14 protein-coding genes are annotated in these 15710 nt (G+C 36.3%); 5 read left to right on the top strand and 9 right to left on the bottom strand.

The annotated features are described in order from the left end of the window. Nucleotides 1-20 precede the first annotated feature (20 nt). Nucleotides 21-1793 (bottom strand): T9SS type B sorting domain-containing protein, encoded by a 1773-nt coding sequence (locus GUB10_RS05320; RefSeq protein ID WP_193710398.1) that lies wholly within the window; start codon nt 1791-1793, stop codon nt 21-23. Between the two features lie 182 nt (nt 1794-1975). Here GUB10_RS05320 and folE point away from each other — a divergent pair, with 182 nt between their 5' ends. The 5 genes from folE (at nt 1976) to GUB10_RS05295 (ending at nt 5890) form a co-directional block, all read left to right on the top strand. Continuing rightward, the gene (gene folE / locus GUB10_RS05315; RefSeq protein WP_193710397.1) at nt 1976-2653 is read left to right on the top strand and encodes a GTP cyclohydrolase I FolE; all 678 of its coding nucleotides are present in this window, start codon (nt 1976-1978) and stop codon (nt 2651-2653) included. 38 nt (nt 2654-2691) lie between these two features. Continuing rightward, nucleotides 2692-4176 carry a cysteine--tRNA ligase gene (cysS, locus tag GUB10_RS05310; protein ID WP_193710396.1) on the top strand — a complete coding sequence of 495 codons (1485 nt, stop codon included), beginning with the start codon at nt 2692-2694 and terminating at the stop codon, nt 4174-4176. 107 nt (nt 4177-4283) lie between these two features. Beyond that, nucleotides 4284-4529, top strand: a complete 246-nt coding sequence (yidD, locus tag GUB10_RS05305) for a membrane protein insertion efficiency factor YidD (RefSeq protein WP_193710395.1) — start codon at nt 4284-4286, stop codon at nt 4527-4529. Between the two features lie 48 nt (nt 4530-4577). Further along, nucleotides 4578-5399, top strand: a complete 822-nt coding sequence (gene lgt, locus GUB10_RS05300) for a prolipoprotein diacylglyceryl transferase (protein ID WP_193710394.1) — start codon at nt 4578-4580, stop codon at nt 5397-5399. Further along, nucleotides 5396-5890 carry a DUF192 domain-containing protein gene (locus GUB10_RS05295; RefSeq protein ID WP_193710393.1) on the top strand — a complete coding sequence of 165 codons (495 nt, stop codon included), beginning with the start codon at nt 5396-5398 and terminating at the stop codon, nt 5888-5890. Before lgt ends, GUB10_RS05295 begins: the two co-directional genes overlap by 4 nt. A gap of 244 nt (nt 5891-6134) precedes the next feature. Here the strand turns inward: GUB10_RS05295 and GUB10_RS05290 are convergent, their stop codons facing one another. The 8 genes from GUB10_RS05290 to GUB10_RS05255 form a co-directional block, all read right to left on the bottom strand. After that, the gene (locus GUB10_RS05290) at nt 6135-6878 is read right to left on the bottom strand and encodes a nitrile hydratase (RefSeq protein ID WP_193710392.1); all 744 of its coding nucleotides are present in this window, start codon (nt 6876-6878) and stop codon (nt 6135-6137) included. Between the two features lie 73 nt (nt 6879-6951). Continuing rightward, nucleotides 6952-7542, bottom strand: a complete 591-nt coding sequence (locus tag GUB10_RS05285) for a TetR/AcrR family transcriptional regulator (protein ID WP_193710391.1) — start codon at nt 7540-7542, stop codon at nt 6952-6954. A 233-nt stretch (nt 7543-7775) separates the two neighbouring features. Continuing rightward, nucleotides 7776-8204 (bottom strand): DUF1801 domain-containing protein, encoded by a 429-nt coding sequence (locus GUB10_RS05280; protein WP_193710390.1) that lies wholly within the window; start codon nt 8202-8204, stop codon nt 7776-7778. Nucleotides 8205-8759: 555 nt separating this feature from the next. Beyond that, nucleotides 8760-9353, bottom strand: a complete 594-nt coding sequence (locus GUB10_RS05275) for a hypothetical protein (protein ID WP_193710389.1) — start codon at nt 9351-9353, stop codon at nt 8760-8762. Nucleotides 9354-9644: 291 nt separating this feature from the next. Beyond that, nucleotides 9645-10175, bottom strand: a complete 531-nt coding sequence (locus GUB10_RS05270; protein ID WP_193710388.1) for a GNAT family N-acetyltransferase — start codon at nt 10173-10175, stop codon at nt 9645-9647. Between the two features lie 210 nt (nt 10176-10385). Further along, nucleotides 10386-13385 carry a protein translocase subunit SecDF gene (gene secDF, locus GUB10_RS05265; RefSeq protein WP_193710387.1) on the bottom strand — a complete coding sequence of 1000 codons (3000 nt, stop codon included), beginning with the start codon at nt 13383-13385 and terminating at the stop codon, nt 10386-10388. 164 nt (nt 13386-13549) lie between these two features. Beyond that, nucleotides 13550-14476, bottom strand: a complete 927-nt coding sequence (gene mdh, locus GUB10_RS05260; RefSeq protein WP_193710386.1) for a malate dehydrogenase — start codon at nt 14474-14476, stop codon at nt 13550-13552. A gap of 92 nt (nt 14477-14568) precedes the next feature. Further along, the gene (locus GUB10_RS05255) at nt 14569-15615 is read right to left on the bottom strand and encodes a DUF6588 family protein (RefSeq protein ID WP_193710385.1); all 1047 of its coding nucleotides are present in this window, start codon (nt 15613-15615) and stop codon (nt 14569-14571) included. Nucleotides 15616-15710 lie beyond the last annotated feature (95 nt).

The following is a 15710-nucleotide window of genomic DNA, read 5'->3' as shown; positions in this document are numbered from 1 at the left end:
TATTGCTTTCAAACAGTCTTTTATCTTTTCAAAGTAAAATTCGCTCCAAATGTATCACGGGTACCATCCTGCATTTTAAACTCTACCTTAAACCAATAATCGTCTGCCGGCAAAGGCCTGGCGTTTAAAGTGCCGTCCCATCCCTGGCCACCGGGAACCAATTCTTTGATTAGTTTTCCATAACGATCAAAAATATAAAGTTTTAAGATTGTTATTTGCCCGGTTTTAGGAATATTCCAGGTATCGTTATAGCCATCGGCATTGGGGGTAAAAAACCTGGGATAGCCTACCAGGAAAAAAATTTGAGAAGTTGTAATTCCGCAGCCATTGACCTCGCGAGCGCTAATTTGATGATAACCGGGAGTTAAATTTCTAAAAACCGGGTTTTCCCGCCAGGCTCCTTCATCTAAACGGTATTCATATAAGGTTTCTTCACCGGGGCCGGGTGTAACTTCTGCAGAAACGGCATAACCTCCTGTAAAATCGGTTCCTTTAATTTCAACCAAAACATTTTCGGGCCTGGAATAAACAGTAATAGCGGTTTGAAAGCTTGCTTTGCAACCCGATTTAGAATTTGTAACAATAAGCTCTATAGATTTTGCTTCGGGAACTTCAGTTAGCTCGAGCACCGCATTAGTACTAAGCAAACTACCTTCTTCAAACCATTGATAGGTATAATTACCTCCTAAATCTTTTCCTATTTTAGTTTGTCCGGTAATATCTCCATTAATATCTATGCAAACTATAGTTTCTTCCGGAAGGTAATCTTCAGGCAAAAGTTCTATCTCTGCATTAAATGAAACAATTTCTGAACGGCAGCCACTTTCTACTCCCTCTACCTGAGCAAAAAATTTAGTGTTGGCATCCGACGGAAATGCTTTGGTATTTTCAATAGGATTTTCAGCTTCAAGCTCCGCTAAAGAGGTATAAAAGTTCACACTGTAATTTTCCTCTGAAGTATTCCCGGCCAATATTTCTTTTGAAGCCAATGTAAGATCTATGGTAGTTTGGTTAGGGTCACATATAAATAAATCTGTTGGAGTATTTGCAATAGGTTCTGGTTTAAATTCTACCGTCACAAAATCTTCGGTAATATTTGCTAAGTTATCGGTAGCAATTAATTTATACTCCCCTTCTTCATCTACCTCTAAATATGCTTCATTTTCTCCCTCTAAAACTTCAAATTTACCTTCAACTTTTTTAAACCATTTATAGCTTTCGGCAAACAGTATAGTACCATCAAGAATTATGGTTTCGCCCTGGCAGGCAAAAACTTCATCCTCAAGGCCGTTTGTGAAACAATCTGTTGCGCCGGCTCCGGTATCATTTAGATTTTCCTGTTCCAATTTAATATACCCGGGATCTCCCCTAAAATTTGTAATAATTATCACGTAGATTTCTCCAACTTCAGCATCTTCTAATGATAAAGTTTCAACAGCCTTATTGGAATAAGAACTACTTACCAAATTTTCCTCACTAAGCATCTTATAATCACAAATAGCATCACCTTGCTTAAAAGGTCCCCAAACAGCATAATCTACATCGAGTGCAATTCCGCTTCCATCGGAATTTTCAGATTGAGAGATTACAAAATCTAAATTACCGGCCCGGCCTATTTGGAAAAAGTACCAACTGGGGTAAGGTTGTGCGAGTAATTCACCATAATATGGCCCAACTTCAGCATCGCTAATACTGCTATTATTTACATTGGTATTTTGAAACACCAGTTCGTCCCCGGCGCAAAAAGGTTGAATCTCACTACATACTTCACCCTGAGCAAAAGCCTTTGCCATACTTGCGCAAACAAGGAAAAACCATAAAAAAAGACGTGAATTTCGTTTCATTATAGAGAATAGAAATAACAAAATAACAAATATCTCTTTAATCCCCGGGCTTTAAGGTTACATAAAAACCTATTAAATACGTATCTTTGCAAGCCAAACAATCTGTTTACGACTATTATTGTAAAAACGGTATGAAAATAGACAAAATTTTGAATGACATTGATGAGCAGGGAGACGCCCATGCAGGAAGCAGTGCTGAAAACCCTATTCGTGAAGACGCTTTTGAATTAAGCGATATTGAAAAAGTAGCACTTATCAATAAAGATGTAAAAAGAATTATGGAAACCTTAGGCCTGGACCTTACAGACGATAGCCTAAAGGGAACTCCACAACGTGTTGCGAAAATGTTCGTCAATGAAATTTTTGCCGGCTTAAATCCGGAGAAAAAACCCGTAGCATCAACTTTTGAAAACAAATATAAATATGGTGAAATGTTGGTAGAAAAGAATATCACTGTGTATTCTACCTGCGAACACCACTTACTTCCTATAGTTGGAAAAGCACACGTGGCCTATATTTCTAAAGGGCGTGTAATTGGCCTTTCTAAAATGAACCGTATTGTAGATTATTTCGCAAAAAGACCACAGGTACAGGAGCGAATGACGATGCAAATAGTTCAGGAATTACAAAAGGCACTGGGCACTCCAGATGTTGCATGCGTAGTAGATGCCAAACACTTGTGTGTAAACAGTCGTGGTATTAGAGATATAGACAGCAGTACCGTAACCAGTGAATTTGGAGGTGCTTTCAAGGAACAATCTGTAAAAAGGGAATTTCTTGACTATATAAAACTAGACACTACTTTTTAAAAATTTACTATTTCTTACTAATCAACAACTAAGTATCTATGGCGCTTTACCAGGAACAAAGCTTAAAGATGTATAATTCTATGAGCGGAAAAAAAGAGATTTTTAAACCGCTAAACGAAGGAAATGTTGGGATGTATGTTTGCGGCCCCACTGTTTATAGCAATGTTCATTTAGGTAACTGCCGAACCTTTATCTCTTTTGATCTTGTATTTAGGTATTTAAAACATTTGGGATATAAGGTTAGGTATGTAAGAAATATTACAGATGCTGGTCACCTGGAGAATGATGCGGATAGCGGTGAAGATAGAATTGCAAAAAAAGCACGTTTAGAGCAAATAGAACCTATGGAAGTGGTGCAGCGCTACACCGTAGATTTTCATAATATCCTACAAAAATTCAACAATCTACCTCCAAGCATAGAACCTACGGCTACCGGGCATATTGTAGAGCAAATTGAGATTGTTAAAACCATTATTGAAAAAGGCTTTGCTTATGAGGTAAACGGTTCGGTTTATTTTGATGTAAAGAAATTTAATGAAACCAATCATTACGGTAAGCTAAGCGGAAGGGATATTGAAAATATGATCGCCAACACCCGCGAACTGGCTGCACAAAGCGATAAGAAAAATCCGCAGGATTTTGCCCTTTGGAAAAAAGCAGAACCGCAGCACATTATGCGCTGGCCTTCGCCCTGGAGTGATGGGTTTCCCGGCTGGCACTTAGAGTGTACCGTAATGAGCACAAAATATTTGGGTGAAGAATTTGATATTCACGGTGGTGGTATGGACTTAAAATTCCCTCATCATGAATGTGAAATTGCCCAGGGAGAAGCGGCCACCGGCAAAAATCCTGTAAATTACTGGCTACACGCCAATATGCTTACCTTAAATGGTAAAAAAATGGCTAAAAGTACAGGAAATAACATTCTTCCTGAGGAAATCTTTTCGGGAAATAACGATGTTTTAGACAAAGCATTTTCACCTAATGTCACTCGTTTTTTTATGCTTCAGGCTCATTATAGAAGTATTTTGGATTTTTCAGATGAGGCATTGAGAGCAAGCGAAAAAGGCTTTAACCGATTGATGGACGCTTACCACGCCATTGAAGAACTTCAGGTTTCAGAAAAATCTAGCATAGATCTCAAGAGTTGGAAACAGTCTTGCTACGATGCGATGAACGACGATTTTAATAGCCCTATCTTAATAGCTAAACTTTTTGATGCGGTTAAAATGATTAATAATATTAAGGAAGAGACGGCTACAATCACTGCTGAAGACAAAGAAGAGCTACAAAAAACCATGTCGGCTTTTATGTTTGATGTATTAGGGCTTTTGGATAAAGTTTCAGAAAATAATGATACTTCAGATAAGCTTAATGCTACCGTAGACTTGCTTATAAAGCTACGCGCCGAAGCCAGGGACAATAAAAATTTTGCTTTAAGCGACCAGATAAGAGATCAGTTGCAGCAAATGGGAATTCAACTTAAAGATGGGAAAGAAGGGACTACCTTTAGCATCACATAAGTATAAAACGATACGCAAAAGTGGCAGAAATATAGAGGAATATTAGGAAATTTATATTGAATTTCCAGATTGCCATCAAAATTAAAATCATTTAAAACAGGAAAACAATGCTTAAGAAATGGCTTGCATACCCGTTTATCCTGTTGGTGAAGTTTTACCAAAATTTTATTAGTCCGCTTACCCCGGCCACCTGTCGCTATTCCCCTACCTGCTCACAATATAGCTTAATTGCCCTGCAGCGTTTTGGTGTTTTTAAGGGCGGCTGGCTAAGCTTAAAACGAATTTTTAGCTGTAATCCCTGGGGAGGGAAAGGCTACGACCCGGTTCCTAAAAAAACAGAATCTAAAATATAGGGCAACTATTTGCAAATATGTATCTTTACCCTTCTAATTTATTTTTATATGCTTTTTAACGCAATTACCTGGAGCCCTTCTGAAGGTTTAGATTTAGGATTTTTCACCCTACACTACTACAGTTTAATGTTTTTAATAGCCTTTGGCCTGGGCTGGTATATCATGAAGAGCATCTTTGTGAGAGAAAAAGTAGCTATAGAAAAGCTGGATTCACTTTTTATATACACTGTTTTGGCAACGCTAATTGGTGCCAGGTTAGGCCATGTTATTTTTTATGATTGGGATTATTTTCAAAATCATTTATTAGAAATATTCCTTCCGGTACGTTTTGAACCGGAGTTTGAGTTTACCGGATTTAGAGGTTTGGCCAGCCATGGGGCGGCAATAGGTATTATTATTGCCATGTACCTTTATCGTAAAAGGGTTTTAGACAAGCCTGTACTTTGGGTATTAGACCGAATTGTGCTTCCTGTAGCCAGCGGTGCTATTTTTGTAAGAATAGGAAATTTTATGAATTCTGAAATTATAGGAAAGCCAACCAATTCAGATTATGGGGTGATATTCGCAAATTTGGGAGAGACTTTTCCAAGACACCCGGCCCAATTATATGAATCATTTTCATATTTACTTCTCTTTATCTTATTATGGTTTTTATATTGGAAAACCGAAAAACGCCATAAAGTAGGTTATCTCTTTGGCCTATTCCTGGTTTTGCTCTGGACCATAAGGTTCTTTATTGAATTTGTTAAAGAGGCACAGGTAGAAGAACGCACCACCTGGTTATTAAATACCGGGCAATGGCTTAGTATTCCGTTTATAATTGCAGGACTATACTTTATGTACCGCCCTACCAAACCAAGAACCGTATGATACGTAAATCTATTATTTTTTCGGCTGTTTTAGCGGCTTCCCTATTGTTTTCCTGTAAAGACGACAATACTACAGAAGCACCTATAGAAACCGAAGAAATCACCTTCACCAAAGAAGGAGAAGCTACTTTGCTTAAAGCTAAGGGCGATACCATTCAAAAAATTGATATTGAGATTGCCGATAATTCTTACGAGCGCCAAACAGGTTTAATGTATCGTGAGAGTATGGAAGATGACCAGGGTATGCTTTTTATTTATGACGATGAAGCTCCAAGGGCATTTTATATGAAAAACACGTATATCGCGTTGGATATTATTTATTTTGCTTCAGACAGTACTGCGGTGAGCTTCCAAAAGAATGCGCAACCCCTGGACGAAACTTCTTTACCTTCTGAGAAACCGGCTCAATTTATACTGGAAATAAACGCAGGCCTGGCAGACGACTGGAATATTAAAGTTGGCGACAAGATAGATTTCGAAAAAATAGATTAGGAATAGTTTTTTCGGGCATTCAATATTGAAATATGCCCGCGTAAAAAACCCACTATTCTTGCCTGTAGTGATTTAATAAGCCTAAAGAAAGTACCGGCTAAAAGTAAACTTCCTGGGGTCAAAACTCGGTGTATTACACCTTTTGGCCGTGCCAATAAAAACCGCCTTTATTCAAAATGCTTAAATAGGCGGTTTTAAAATTGCAACAATCAGATTAGATATCGCTTCTTTTTAATTTCAAGTATTAAATTGTATCGAGTTTATTATTGGAGGCAAGCTTCTGAAAACCCATTTTAAATAGAATATCTGCTCTTGTATTTTCTTTATGGGATAGCGATGTCATAGTCTCCAGAATATCTTCTTTAAAATTAGTTCTTGGAAATTTCTTATGAACATCATTAATAAAATTTAAAGAAAGTTGAAAAGAATGGGCTCCAATAACATCCATTGCTGCACCTTTAGACAGCAGATAAGCTTCGTTACCATACTTTTCTTTATCAACATATGGATTTAAGTGCATATTAATTGCAGCTTGCATACTACCTGCCCTTAATTCATCAACTCCATTCTTCATGGCAAAGTCTTTAACTATATCCCCACCATAAACTGCAAAGCATTGTTTACTGCATACATCATTATGTTTATCTGTTAAGCCTATATCATGCAAAATAGATGTTGTAAACAAAAACTCTTCATCAATCTTCAAGTTTTGCGAAAAGGCCAAACCCAAACTAAAGAAATATGTTCGGTAACAATGTTTTAACAAGGAAGGTTTATAAGTATCGTTTGCTTCTTCTATTGCCATAGTGGCTATTTTTGAATCTGGTATATTGATATCCTTAAAATCAATCTTACCATAAGATCTTATTCCAAGCCATTTAAAAAACTTGTTCTTGTTCTCCCCCAGTTTAGAAGTTATAAGCGAATATTTAAAACTTGAGATTTCTTTGTCACGCAATACACCCAAATCTTTATACATAGTGTTCATTACTTTATAGATTATGATTTTGCATACAAATCTACAAAAACATACTAATTAGTATGTTTTTTAAGCAAAAAAATTATTCCAGTGCTTTTAGATACATCTTAAGTTCCTTTAAGTAAGCCTTGTACGGTTTATCTGATTTCTCTAATTTACCCAGGTTTCTTGCACCCCAATAGCCGGAAAGTATAAAAGTAGCTACTGAGTTTGCATCTACCCCCTTATTTATAGTCTCATTTTTTTGCCCCTTTTCTAGCGCAGCAATCAATAAATGCAACCATTGATTTACAAGATTGTTTAGGGCAATAGAAAAAGAATTATTCCAGGGTGTCATTTCCTGAATAAGGTTTGAAGCGGGGCACCCAAGCTCTACTTTTAGAAGATTGTCTTCCATCAAAAGATATCTTATTAAAGAATATATAGACTCAGCAGGACTATTTATATTTTCAAGTAGTTCTACAAACTTATTGGATAGTCTCGGCTTTAATATTTCATCAATAATAGCTATTCCCATTTCCTCTTTATTTTTAAAATGGTAATAAAATGCGCCTTTCGTCACTTTTGTAGTTCCAATAATTTCATCAATACTAGACGCGCGGTAGCCATTTGAATAGATTAAATCGAAGGCCTTGTTTAGAATAGTTAATCGGGTTATCTGTGATTTCTTCATAAAAATACTGCTTAGTATTTCACAAAGAAACAAAAATAGTTTTAGCTAACCTGTTATTTTGATGAGTGTAACATTAGTAGGCACAATTCGTTTAAAATTGAAATAAGTATTATGAATTTGGCACAAATAAAAGACCACTAACTTTAGAACTAAAATCAATAAAAAGAGTGCCTCTGTATAGGCCTTTTTCCTTTTTACATATAATCCACAATTATCGGCTTTTGAACGCTGTATTACATTCCCAACGTAAGCTCTTCCTTTATCGTATGATAAATCAACGATGCTCTAATACACTGTTTAAGCTCTACTTCCAGGACTTTTTCGTTTAAATGAAATACAATAGCCCGGTTTCCTTCATATCGAAATTTGTGATTGAAAACCAACCTAAAAGTATCGACCAATCTACTTGTACATTGAAAATACATAGCATATTGATTTGGCGTCTTTTCCTTCCAGTCCATTCGCAATGTACTTCCGCTTTTGGTTACAAAACTGGGTTCGCCCCATTTCAAGGTTTCTTCCAAAACGCTTACAGCCTCGGTTTCTTCTGCTGTCTCAATTACCAATTCCCGCAGACGTTGCATTTTATCCCGAACAAAATCGGGGTAATTCGCAAATATTTCAATCACCCTTGTATCTGACTTTAATGTTAATTTACCCATTGGTTTATTATTGTATGCCTATATAAAAACCTACTTCTGCATTAGAAGGATCAGGATTCTATTATACTTTTGATTAAAGCTTTAGTTTTTTATAAATTTCATGAACAAAGTTGTAAACCTGAAAGAATAATCATTTTCTTTCCTGATTTCTAAAATTAAATTTTTCATCAATACCCATCAAATACGTGGCCAGCAAATCTTTTTACTTTTTTAGCTTAATTTTCCTTTTATTCTCATATCGAAACTCGTTCAAATCATTTAGTTCGGTCGATATTCTCTCTTTCCACTCTTCAATTTTATTTATATTTCTACCCGCTTCTGTTTCTTTTACCAACAGCAAGCGATGTTCCGAAAACTCTGTAGTAAAAATTTCAAATCTCGATATTTTTTTGCTCAACGAGTAGGGTAATTGGCAAGTTAGGTATTGAAATTTACTATTTTCTGGTTAATTATAGGCATAACAATTATTATTAAATTCTAAGTTATACTTAGAGCGTAATCAAAGCATATTCAGATTTCAAAATAATTACGCTTAGTATCATTGCGAAACGATTTTTAATTTCGCTTGTCAATTTCTATTGCTCTTTTGTAAAATTCCCTAAATTCATCCTTGTCGTATTTAACCCTCATTGCCGAAAGAACATCTACTAAGTTTAAACTACACCAATCCCACAACATAGTCTCGAAATTATATTTAAACATCTGTTTTCCAACTTCAGCTCTTATCTGTTTAACTTCTTCTTGATCAATTCCGTTTTCCCTAAGCCTTTCCAAAGCAAGTTTCTCATTCTCCTTTGTAAACTCGATATCTAAATAAGGCTCTAAAATCCAATCCCAATTCCAGCTATATTCGATTAAGTTTATGTTATTGCTATCTGCAAAAGCTTTTAATTCTGCTTTCTTTTCTGCAGAAATGAAAACTATGTCGTTAGCAAGATATATTTTACAAACTCCGAAATCTGCACCTATAAAATCGATCTCATTGGCTTTAATAAGCTTATTAGGATAAGCAATTGAGGGTTCGAAAGGATACTCGGAAATCTCTATTTCCTTTTCTGTGATTTTTGATTGTCCAATTCCGCACAGCAATCTTTTTATTTCATGCTCAGTTGAATTAATTAAAGCACTTTTAGCAGATTGTTTTTTCATTGAATTGAATATATTTTTTAGAAAGTTCATTGTGTTTTTATTCAGCCACCAAGATGTTTATATTCTTTTCAATATTACCTTTAATAATAGTTTAAACTTCCAACCACCTCTTAAAGAACTTTACGCTGTCTTTATATTAACCTGAAATTTAGTAAGAATTTCTACAGCTGTTGTTATTTTATAAACTAGAAATTAAGCCGATCGAATTGAATAGAGAAAGCCTCGGTTTTAATTATATATTTTAATTTCCGATGTTTTTGTGCATAAGGACGTAGCGGCGATATAATATTTCTACTCATAAAATTCTTTCGGATATTTAACCATTCCGCTTACATTTTCCAATCCATTTTCAGTGAGTTCAATTGCCATACAATTCTCTTTCGGCACCTCAAATGGCAATTTAATTCCAAATAAATCAGCTTGTTTATATCCGAACTTCGGATAATATTTTTCGTGTCCAACCAATACTACAGATTGAAAACCCAATTCCTTTGCTTTCTCATGGGCTTCTTTTATAAGCATTCCTCCAATTCCATTCCTTTGATATTCCGGGAGCACAGAAATAGGAGCAAGCGCTAAAGATTCGAATTCATTGTGCTCATTTTTTATTTTTAATTTGGTTAGTAAAATATGTCCAACAATTTTTTTTTCAGTTTCAGCTACCATTGAAAGCTGGGGAACAAACGCATTTGATTTCCTTAAACGTTCTACTAAAAACTGTTCCTTGTGGTCACTCATTCGCTCATTCTCAAATGCTTTTTCTATAAGTTTAAAGACCGCTTTAAAGTCTTCCGGATTTTCTTTTCTTATTATTAAGTCCATTTGTTTTGTAAGTTACTTATACATTTCTTTTACATGCACCACAACTCATTACACAAACCAAATATAAAGATTTAACCTAATCCAGGTTAAACCCAGGTTTGCCCACTACCGTATATAGACACTCCTAAAAGTATGTTTTAAGTTAAAACTACCCATAAAAAAAGCGCTCCATCTGGAGCGCTTTTTACTTTTTATATTTCCGAAGAAACCTTAAACCGTAGTGGCTTCAGAATCTTCTTCAACTTTCTTTTTCTTTTCAATCTTAGATTTATCGGTCACGCTGTCGAACATCACAGGAGTTGCGATAAATAAAGAAGAATAAGTACCTACAATTACACCAATAATCAAGGCAAACATAAAGCCTCTAATACTTTCTCCACCAAAGATAAAGATGGCAAGCAATACGATTAAGGTAGTAAGCGAGGTGTTTAAAGTACGACTTATGGTACTATCTAAAGCACTGTTTACAGTTCTTCCCAACGGCCAACTTGTATGTTCGTTTACAAATTCCCTAATCCTATCAAATACAACCACGGTATCGTTTAATGAGTAACCAATTACCGTAAGTATGGCAGCAATAAATGCCTGGTTAATCTCCATACTAAATGGCATTACTTTGTATAGTAATGAGAAGATACCCAATACAATAATAACATCGTGTGCTACTGCGGCAACCGCACCAATACTAAATTGCCATTTTCTAAATCGCAATAAGATATATAGGAAAATCACTACTAGCGATCCTAAGATAGCCCAGAAAGAGTCGTTCTTAATATCATCGGCAATAGTTGGACCTACTTTCATAGACTGCATAATACCAATATCTTTTCCGGCACCTCCTGCTGTAAACTCATCGTAAGTAAGATCTTGAGGAAGGTAAGACTGCAGAGCTTCAAACATAGATTGCTGAATCTCATTATCTACTGCTGTACTTTCTTCATCTACTTTATATTTCGTAGTAATTTTAAGCTGATTATTTGGCCCAAAAGTTTTTGCTTCGGCACTTCCAAATTCAGCGATCAGATCCTGTTCCACATCGGTTGGGTTCACATCCTTATCGAAACGTACGGTATAAGTTCTACCTCCTACAAAATCAACCCCCTGGTTTAGTCCTTGCACTAATAAAGACCCAACACTAATCACGATTAAAATTCCAGAGATTGTATAAGCCATTTTACGCTTCCCTAACCAATTTACTTTTACATTTCTGAAAAGGTTTTTAGTTGCGCCTGTAGCAAAATCAAGTGACTTTCCGTTTTTACCATATCCATCAATAAATAACCTGGTGATGAAAATTGCGGTAAATAAAGAAGTTGCGATACCTATTAATAAAGTAGTGGCAAAACCTTTAATTGGCCCTGTACCTAAAATTAAAAGTATAAAACCAGTTAAACCGGTAGTAATATTCGCATCTAAAATTGAAGACAGTGCGTTATTAAATCCGTCTTTAATAGCATCTTTCTGTACTTTTCCTTTTGCAAGTTCTTCTCGAATTCTTTCAAAGATAAGTACGTTGGCATCTACCGAGATACCAATAGTTAATACAATACCGGCAATACCAGGTAAAGTTAACACCGCTCCTAGACCGGCAAGGATTCCGAAGATAAATAGAATGTTTACTGCCAGGGCAACATCGGCAAAAAGACCGGCTTTACCATAATAGAAAACCATCCATAACAACACAAAAACAAGGGCGATGGCAAAAGACCAGATCCCGCTATCTATGGCTTCCTGACCTAAACTTGGTCCTACAATTTCACTTTGAATAATATCTGCAGAAGCAGGCAGTTTACCAGCTCTAAGAACATTGGCCAAATCCTGACCTTCGGTTATTGTAAAATCTCCACTAATTTCACTTCTTCCCCCCGCAATAGGTCCTGTAGAAACTCCCGGAGCAGAATAAACAGTATTATCTAAAACAATGGCAATATTGCTTTGTTGTGTAGAAGCAAGGCCGGTCATTTCTTCCCATATCTTAGCTCCTCTTCCATCCATTTGCATAGACACAGCAACACGTCCCATTTGGTCGTAAGTTTGTTGTGCATCAGTAATCACATCGCCACTAAGAGGTGGCTCCATGTTACGATTACCTTTTAAAGCATAAAGACCAACTACACCTTCTTCATCCTGTGGAATTCCCCAGGCGAATTTAGCATAACGTTGTGATGCCGGAAGTAAAGATCTTACCTGTGGCATAGCAAGATATTCATTTACCCTGGCGGTATCTTTTTCAGAGAAATATGCCAAAACCGGTCCTCCCTGGAATCCAGGCCCCTGAATAAGTTCAAATAGAGGATTATTACCGGTGCTTACTTCAGTAGAATCTTCGCTTTCTGCAAGCAACTCATCTATATCGCTATCGGTAGCAGTAGTATCGGCTTCAGCTTCCGTTTCTTTGCTCTCTTTACTTACTACGTCTCTAAGCACATTATTAGCCTGAGCCAGGAAATTTCCTAACTCATTGCTTTTATATACGTGCCAAAATTCTAATTGCGCAGTACTCTGCAACAATCCCTTTACACGATTAATATCTTTAGCACCCGGTAATTCTACAAGAATTCTTCCTGAATTACCAAGACGCTGAATATTTGGTTGGGTTACCCCGAATTTATCGATACGTTTTCTTAAAACTTCAAAAGCAGAAGTAATAGACTCATCAACCTTTCTTCTAATTACTGTTTCAACATCAGCATTAGACATTTCAAAATTTATCTCATCACTTAGTGTTTTATTAGCAAACACATCTGGAGAGGCTAATTTAGCATCAGGAATATTATTAAAAGCTTCAAAGAAAAGATCTATATAATCGTCCTGGCTGTCTTTAGAAGCTTCATCGGCCTCAGCTATTGCCTGGTTAAAAGCGGGATCGTTGGTATTATTTGCTAAACCGGCAAGAATATCTTTAACCGAAATTTGAAGAATTACATTAATTCCGCCTTTAAGGTCAAGTCCTTTATTTAGTTCTTTGTCTTTGGCGTTACTGTAAGTAATACCTGCAATAATCTCCTCATTCGCAACAGAATCGAGATATTTTTGCTGTTCAACATCTCTCAATGCTGAATAGTTTTCTACATTTTCGCTAATTTTTTGCCTGGCAAAATCTTCAGCTTCATTTTCTACATTATTAGCAATAAAAGTAAAAGACAACTGATATATACATACCAGCCCAAATAAAATTGCAAAAACCTTAATCAGTCCTTTGTTCTGCATTATTCCTTAAGTTATAATTAATTAGGTCAATTTTAAAAACGGACAAATATAGGGTTTCAAAAATGAAATCCCAACAATTTTTTTTTGAATAATTTAACTTTTAAACACAAAAAAGGCCGCTAAACTTGCGGCCTTTTTTAACATATATTCAAGATAAAAACTATTTATAGTTCTAATAGGGCATTGGTTTTATTTACGCCTTCTGCACTTTCTTTCATCTTTTTAGACTCTGCATCATCAAGTTCAATTTCAACGATTTTTTCCAAACCATCTTTTCCTAAAATTGCAGGCACACCAATACAAATATCGTTTAGTCCATATTCACCTTCCAGCAATGCTGAGCAAGGGAACATTTTCTTTTGGTCGCAAGCAATTGCTTGAACAAGGGCAGAAACTGCCGCACCCGGTGCATACCAGGCACTGGTTCCTAATAATTTGGTAAGAGTTGCCCCTCCAACTTTGGTGTCTTCTGAAACCTGGTTTAAACGATCTTCTGACAAGAAAGCTGAAACGGGCACAGAATTTCTGGTTGCTAATCTAGTAAGCGGCACCATACCGGTATCGCTATGTCCACCTATTACCATACCATCTACATCAGATGGAGGGCATTCCAAAGCTTCACTCAATCTAAATTTGAAACGGGCACTATCTAAAGCTCCACCCATTCCAATAATTTTGTTTTTTGGAAGACCTGTAGTTTTATGTACAAGGTAAGTCATGGTATCCATCGGATTACTCACCACAATAAGCGTAACATTTGGAGAATGTTTAATAAGGTTTGATGCAACTTCTTTTACGATCCCTGCATTTATTCCAATTAATTCTTCACGCGTCATTCCGGGCTTACGAGGAATACCACTAGTAATAACAGCAACATCACTGCCTGCTGTTTTAGCATAATCGTTAGTTGTACCGGTTATTTTTGTATCAAAACTGTTAAGGGTTGCTGTTTGCATTAAATCCATCGCTTTTCCTTCGGCCACTCCATCTTTAATATCGAGTAAAACCACTTCTGAAGCAAAATCTTTAATAGCAACATATTCTGCACAACTGGCACCAACGGCACCTGCTCCTACTATAGTAACTTTCATCTTATATTTTATTTAAATCGGTTAATAATTGACCTCAAAAATACGAATATTGCTATAGTATTACTAGAAGATATGGTTAAAACTAGCCTTTTTTAGATCCTAAAATGTAGCCCGGCATTCACATGAAAAAATTTACCGGCTGTAGCCATAGTGCTAATCTTAAAACGATTAAAGTAAATATTAAAGCCCAAATCGGCCTTAAATTGTGCCTGACTTTGATCTAAACGCGCAAGGGCATTATTAATAGGACTTAAAGCCACCCCGGTTCCTCCCATAGCATAGCTAAAGTTAGAATTTGTTGCCCCCAAAGCTCCGAAAACCTCAAAACTGTCGCCGTATTTTTTAGACCCCAATACCGAGGCCATCCATAAATTAGAGTTCACGTTTACCAGGGTTAGATTCCCAAAAGAGTTTTCTTCAGAAGAAGAAGAAGAATTCACGGGATCAGACAAGTTTACAGGATCTACAAATTCATATTCGGCATCAAACTTATTAAAGGCAATTATTGCCGAAGCCTGAAAATCGTCTTCATTATTAAACCTAAAATATTGTGTGAAATTATGCTTTACTGCTGCACCATAAGTAGTAAATGCCACCCCATCTACCGTTAATTGCGGAAGAATTCTAGCAGAAAATTCTGTTTCGTAAGGTAAGCCAACCGTAGCCTGAACAAATGGATATGCAAGTATATTTTTATTAATTCCTTCTATAGCCCTAAACCTAATAGGCACAGTATTACCCAAATAGTCAACTTCGCCTACAAAATAAGTTTCTGTCTCTCCACCAAATGCCGTTGGAACTACTGCATTACTACCCTCACCTTCAATACTTAAAATTGGGCTTCCGCCTGAATGCACACCGGCAAAATCATTATTAGAAATAGTAAAACTTTGCCTGTTAGAAGGAACAATAAGCGCATTTCCCTGAAACGATATCTCTACTTTCCAGGGCTTTAAAGCGGTAGCAGAAGTGAACCATCCTGCACCGGCCTGGTAGGCCGCTCCTTCGGCTGCTGGCCCTGCAAATTCATCGGCGATATACAACATCTCGTTTGCGAATTTTGTAACATCGTCTTCCTGTGCGTAAGAACCAATTGAAAATAAAATAGATAAAATGAGGTATTTAGTTCGAATTTTCAAAATAGGTAGGTGTTAAGTTAGGTGGTAAAAATAACAAAAAAAGTATTCCCTATACAATCTCGGTTTATACTATAAAAAAACCCGCAAGCTTACTT

The sequence above is a fragment of the Salegentibacter sp. BLCTC genome (assembly GCF_015143665.1).
GTDB classification, from domain to species: Bacteria; Bacteroidota; Bacteroidia; order Flavobacteriales; family Flavobacteriaceae; genus Salegentibacter; species Salegentibacter maritimus.
The sequence above is the reverse complement of the archived record's forward strand: the minus strand, read 5'-3'. Positions and strand labels throughout refer to the sequence as shown.

What these genes read in the sequence shown, in the direction of transcription:
- GUB10_RS05285 (WP_193710391.1), bottom strand. Translation starts at nt 7,542, where the DNA reads ATGAAGAAATCACAGATAACCCGATTAACTATTCTAAACAAGGCCTTC.
- yidD (WP_193710395.1), top strand. Translation starts at nt 4,284, where the DNA reads ATGCTTAAGAAATGGCTTGCATACCCGTTTATCCTGTTGGTGAAGTTT.
- GUB10_RS05275 (WP_193710389.1), bottom strand. Translation starts at nt 9,353, where the DNA reads ATGAAAAAACAATCTGCTAAAAGTGCTTTAATTAATTCAACTGAGCAT.
- GUB10_RS05320 (WP_193710398.1), bottom strand. Translation starts at nt 1,793, where the DNA reads ATGGCAAAGGCTTTTGCTCAGGGTGAAGTATGTAGTGAGATTCAACCT.
- GUB10_RS05290 (WP_193710392.1), bottom strand. Translation starts at nt 6,878, where the DNA reads ATGAACACTATGTATAAAGATTTGGGTGTATTGCGTGACAAAGAAATC.
- cysS (WP_193710396.1), top strand. Translation starts at nt 2,692, where the DNA reads ATGGCGCTTTACCAGGAACAAAGCTTAAAGATGTATAATTCTATGAGC.
- lgt (WP_193710394.1), top strand. Translation starts at nt 4,578, where the DNA reads ATGCTTTTTAACGCAATTACCTGGAGCCCTTCTGAAGGTTTAGATTTA.
- GUB10_RS05270 (WP_193710388.1), bottom strand. Translation starts at nt 10,175, where the DNA reads ATGGACTTAATAATAAGAAAAGAAAATCCGGAAGACTTTAAAGCGGTC.
- mdh (WP_193710386.1), bottom strand. Translation starts at nt 14,476, where the DNA reads ATGAAAGTTACTATAGTAGGAGCAGGTGCCGTTGGTGCCAGTTGTGCA.
- GUB10_RS05295 (WP_193710393.1), top strand. Translation starts at nt 5,396, where the DNA reads ATGATACGTAAATCTATTATTTTTTCGGCTGTTTTAGCGGCTTCCCTA.
- secDF (WP_193710387.1), bottom strand. Translation starts at nt 13,385, where the DNA reads ATGCAGAACAAAGGACTGATTAAGGTTTTTGCAATTTTATTTGGGCTG.
- GUB10_RS05280 (WP_193710390.1), bottom strand. Translation starts at nt 8,204, where the DNA reads ATGGGTAAATTAACATTAAAGTCAGATACAAGGGTGATTGAAATATTT.
- folE (WP_193710397.1), top strand. Translation starts at nt 1,976, where the DNA reads ATGAAAATAGACAAAATTTTGAATGACATTGATGAGCAGGGAGACGCC.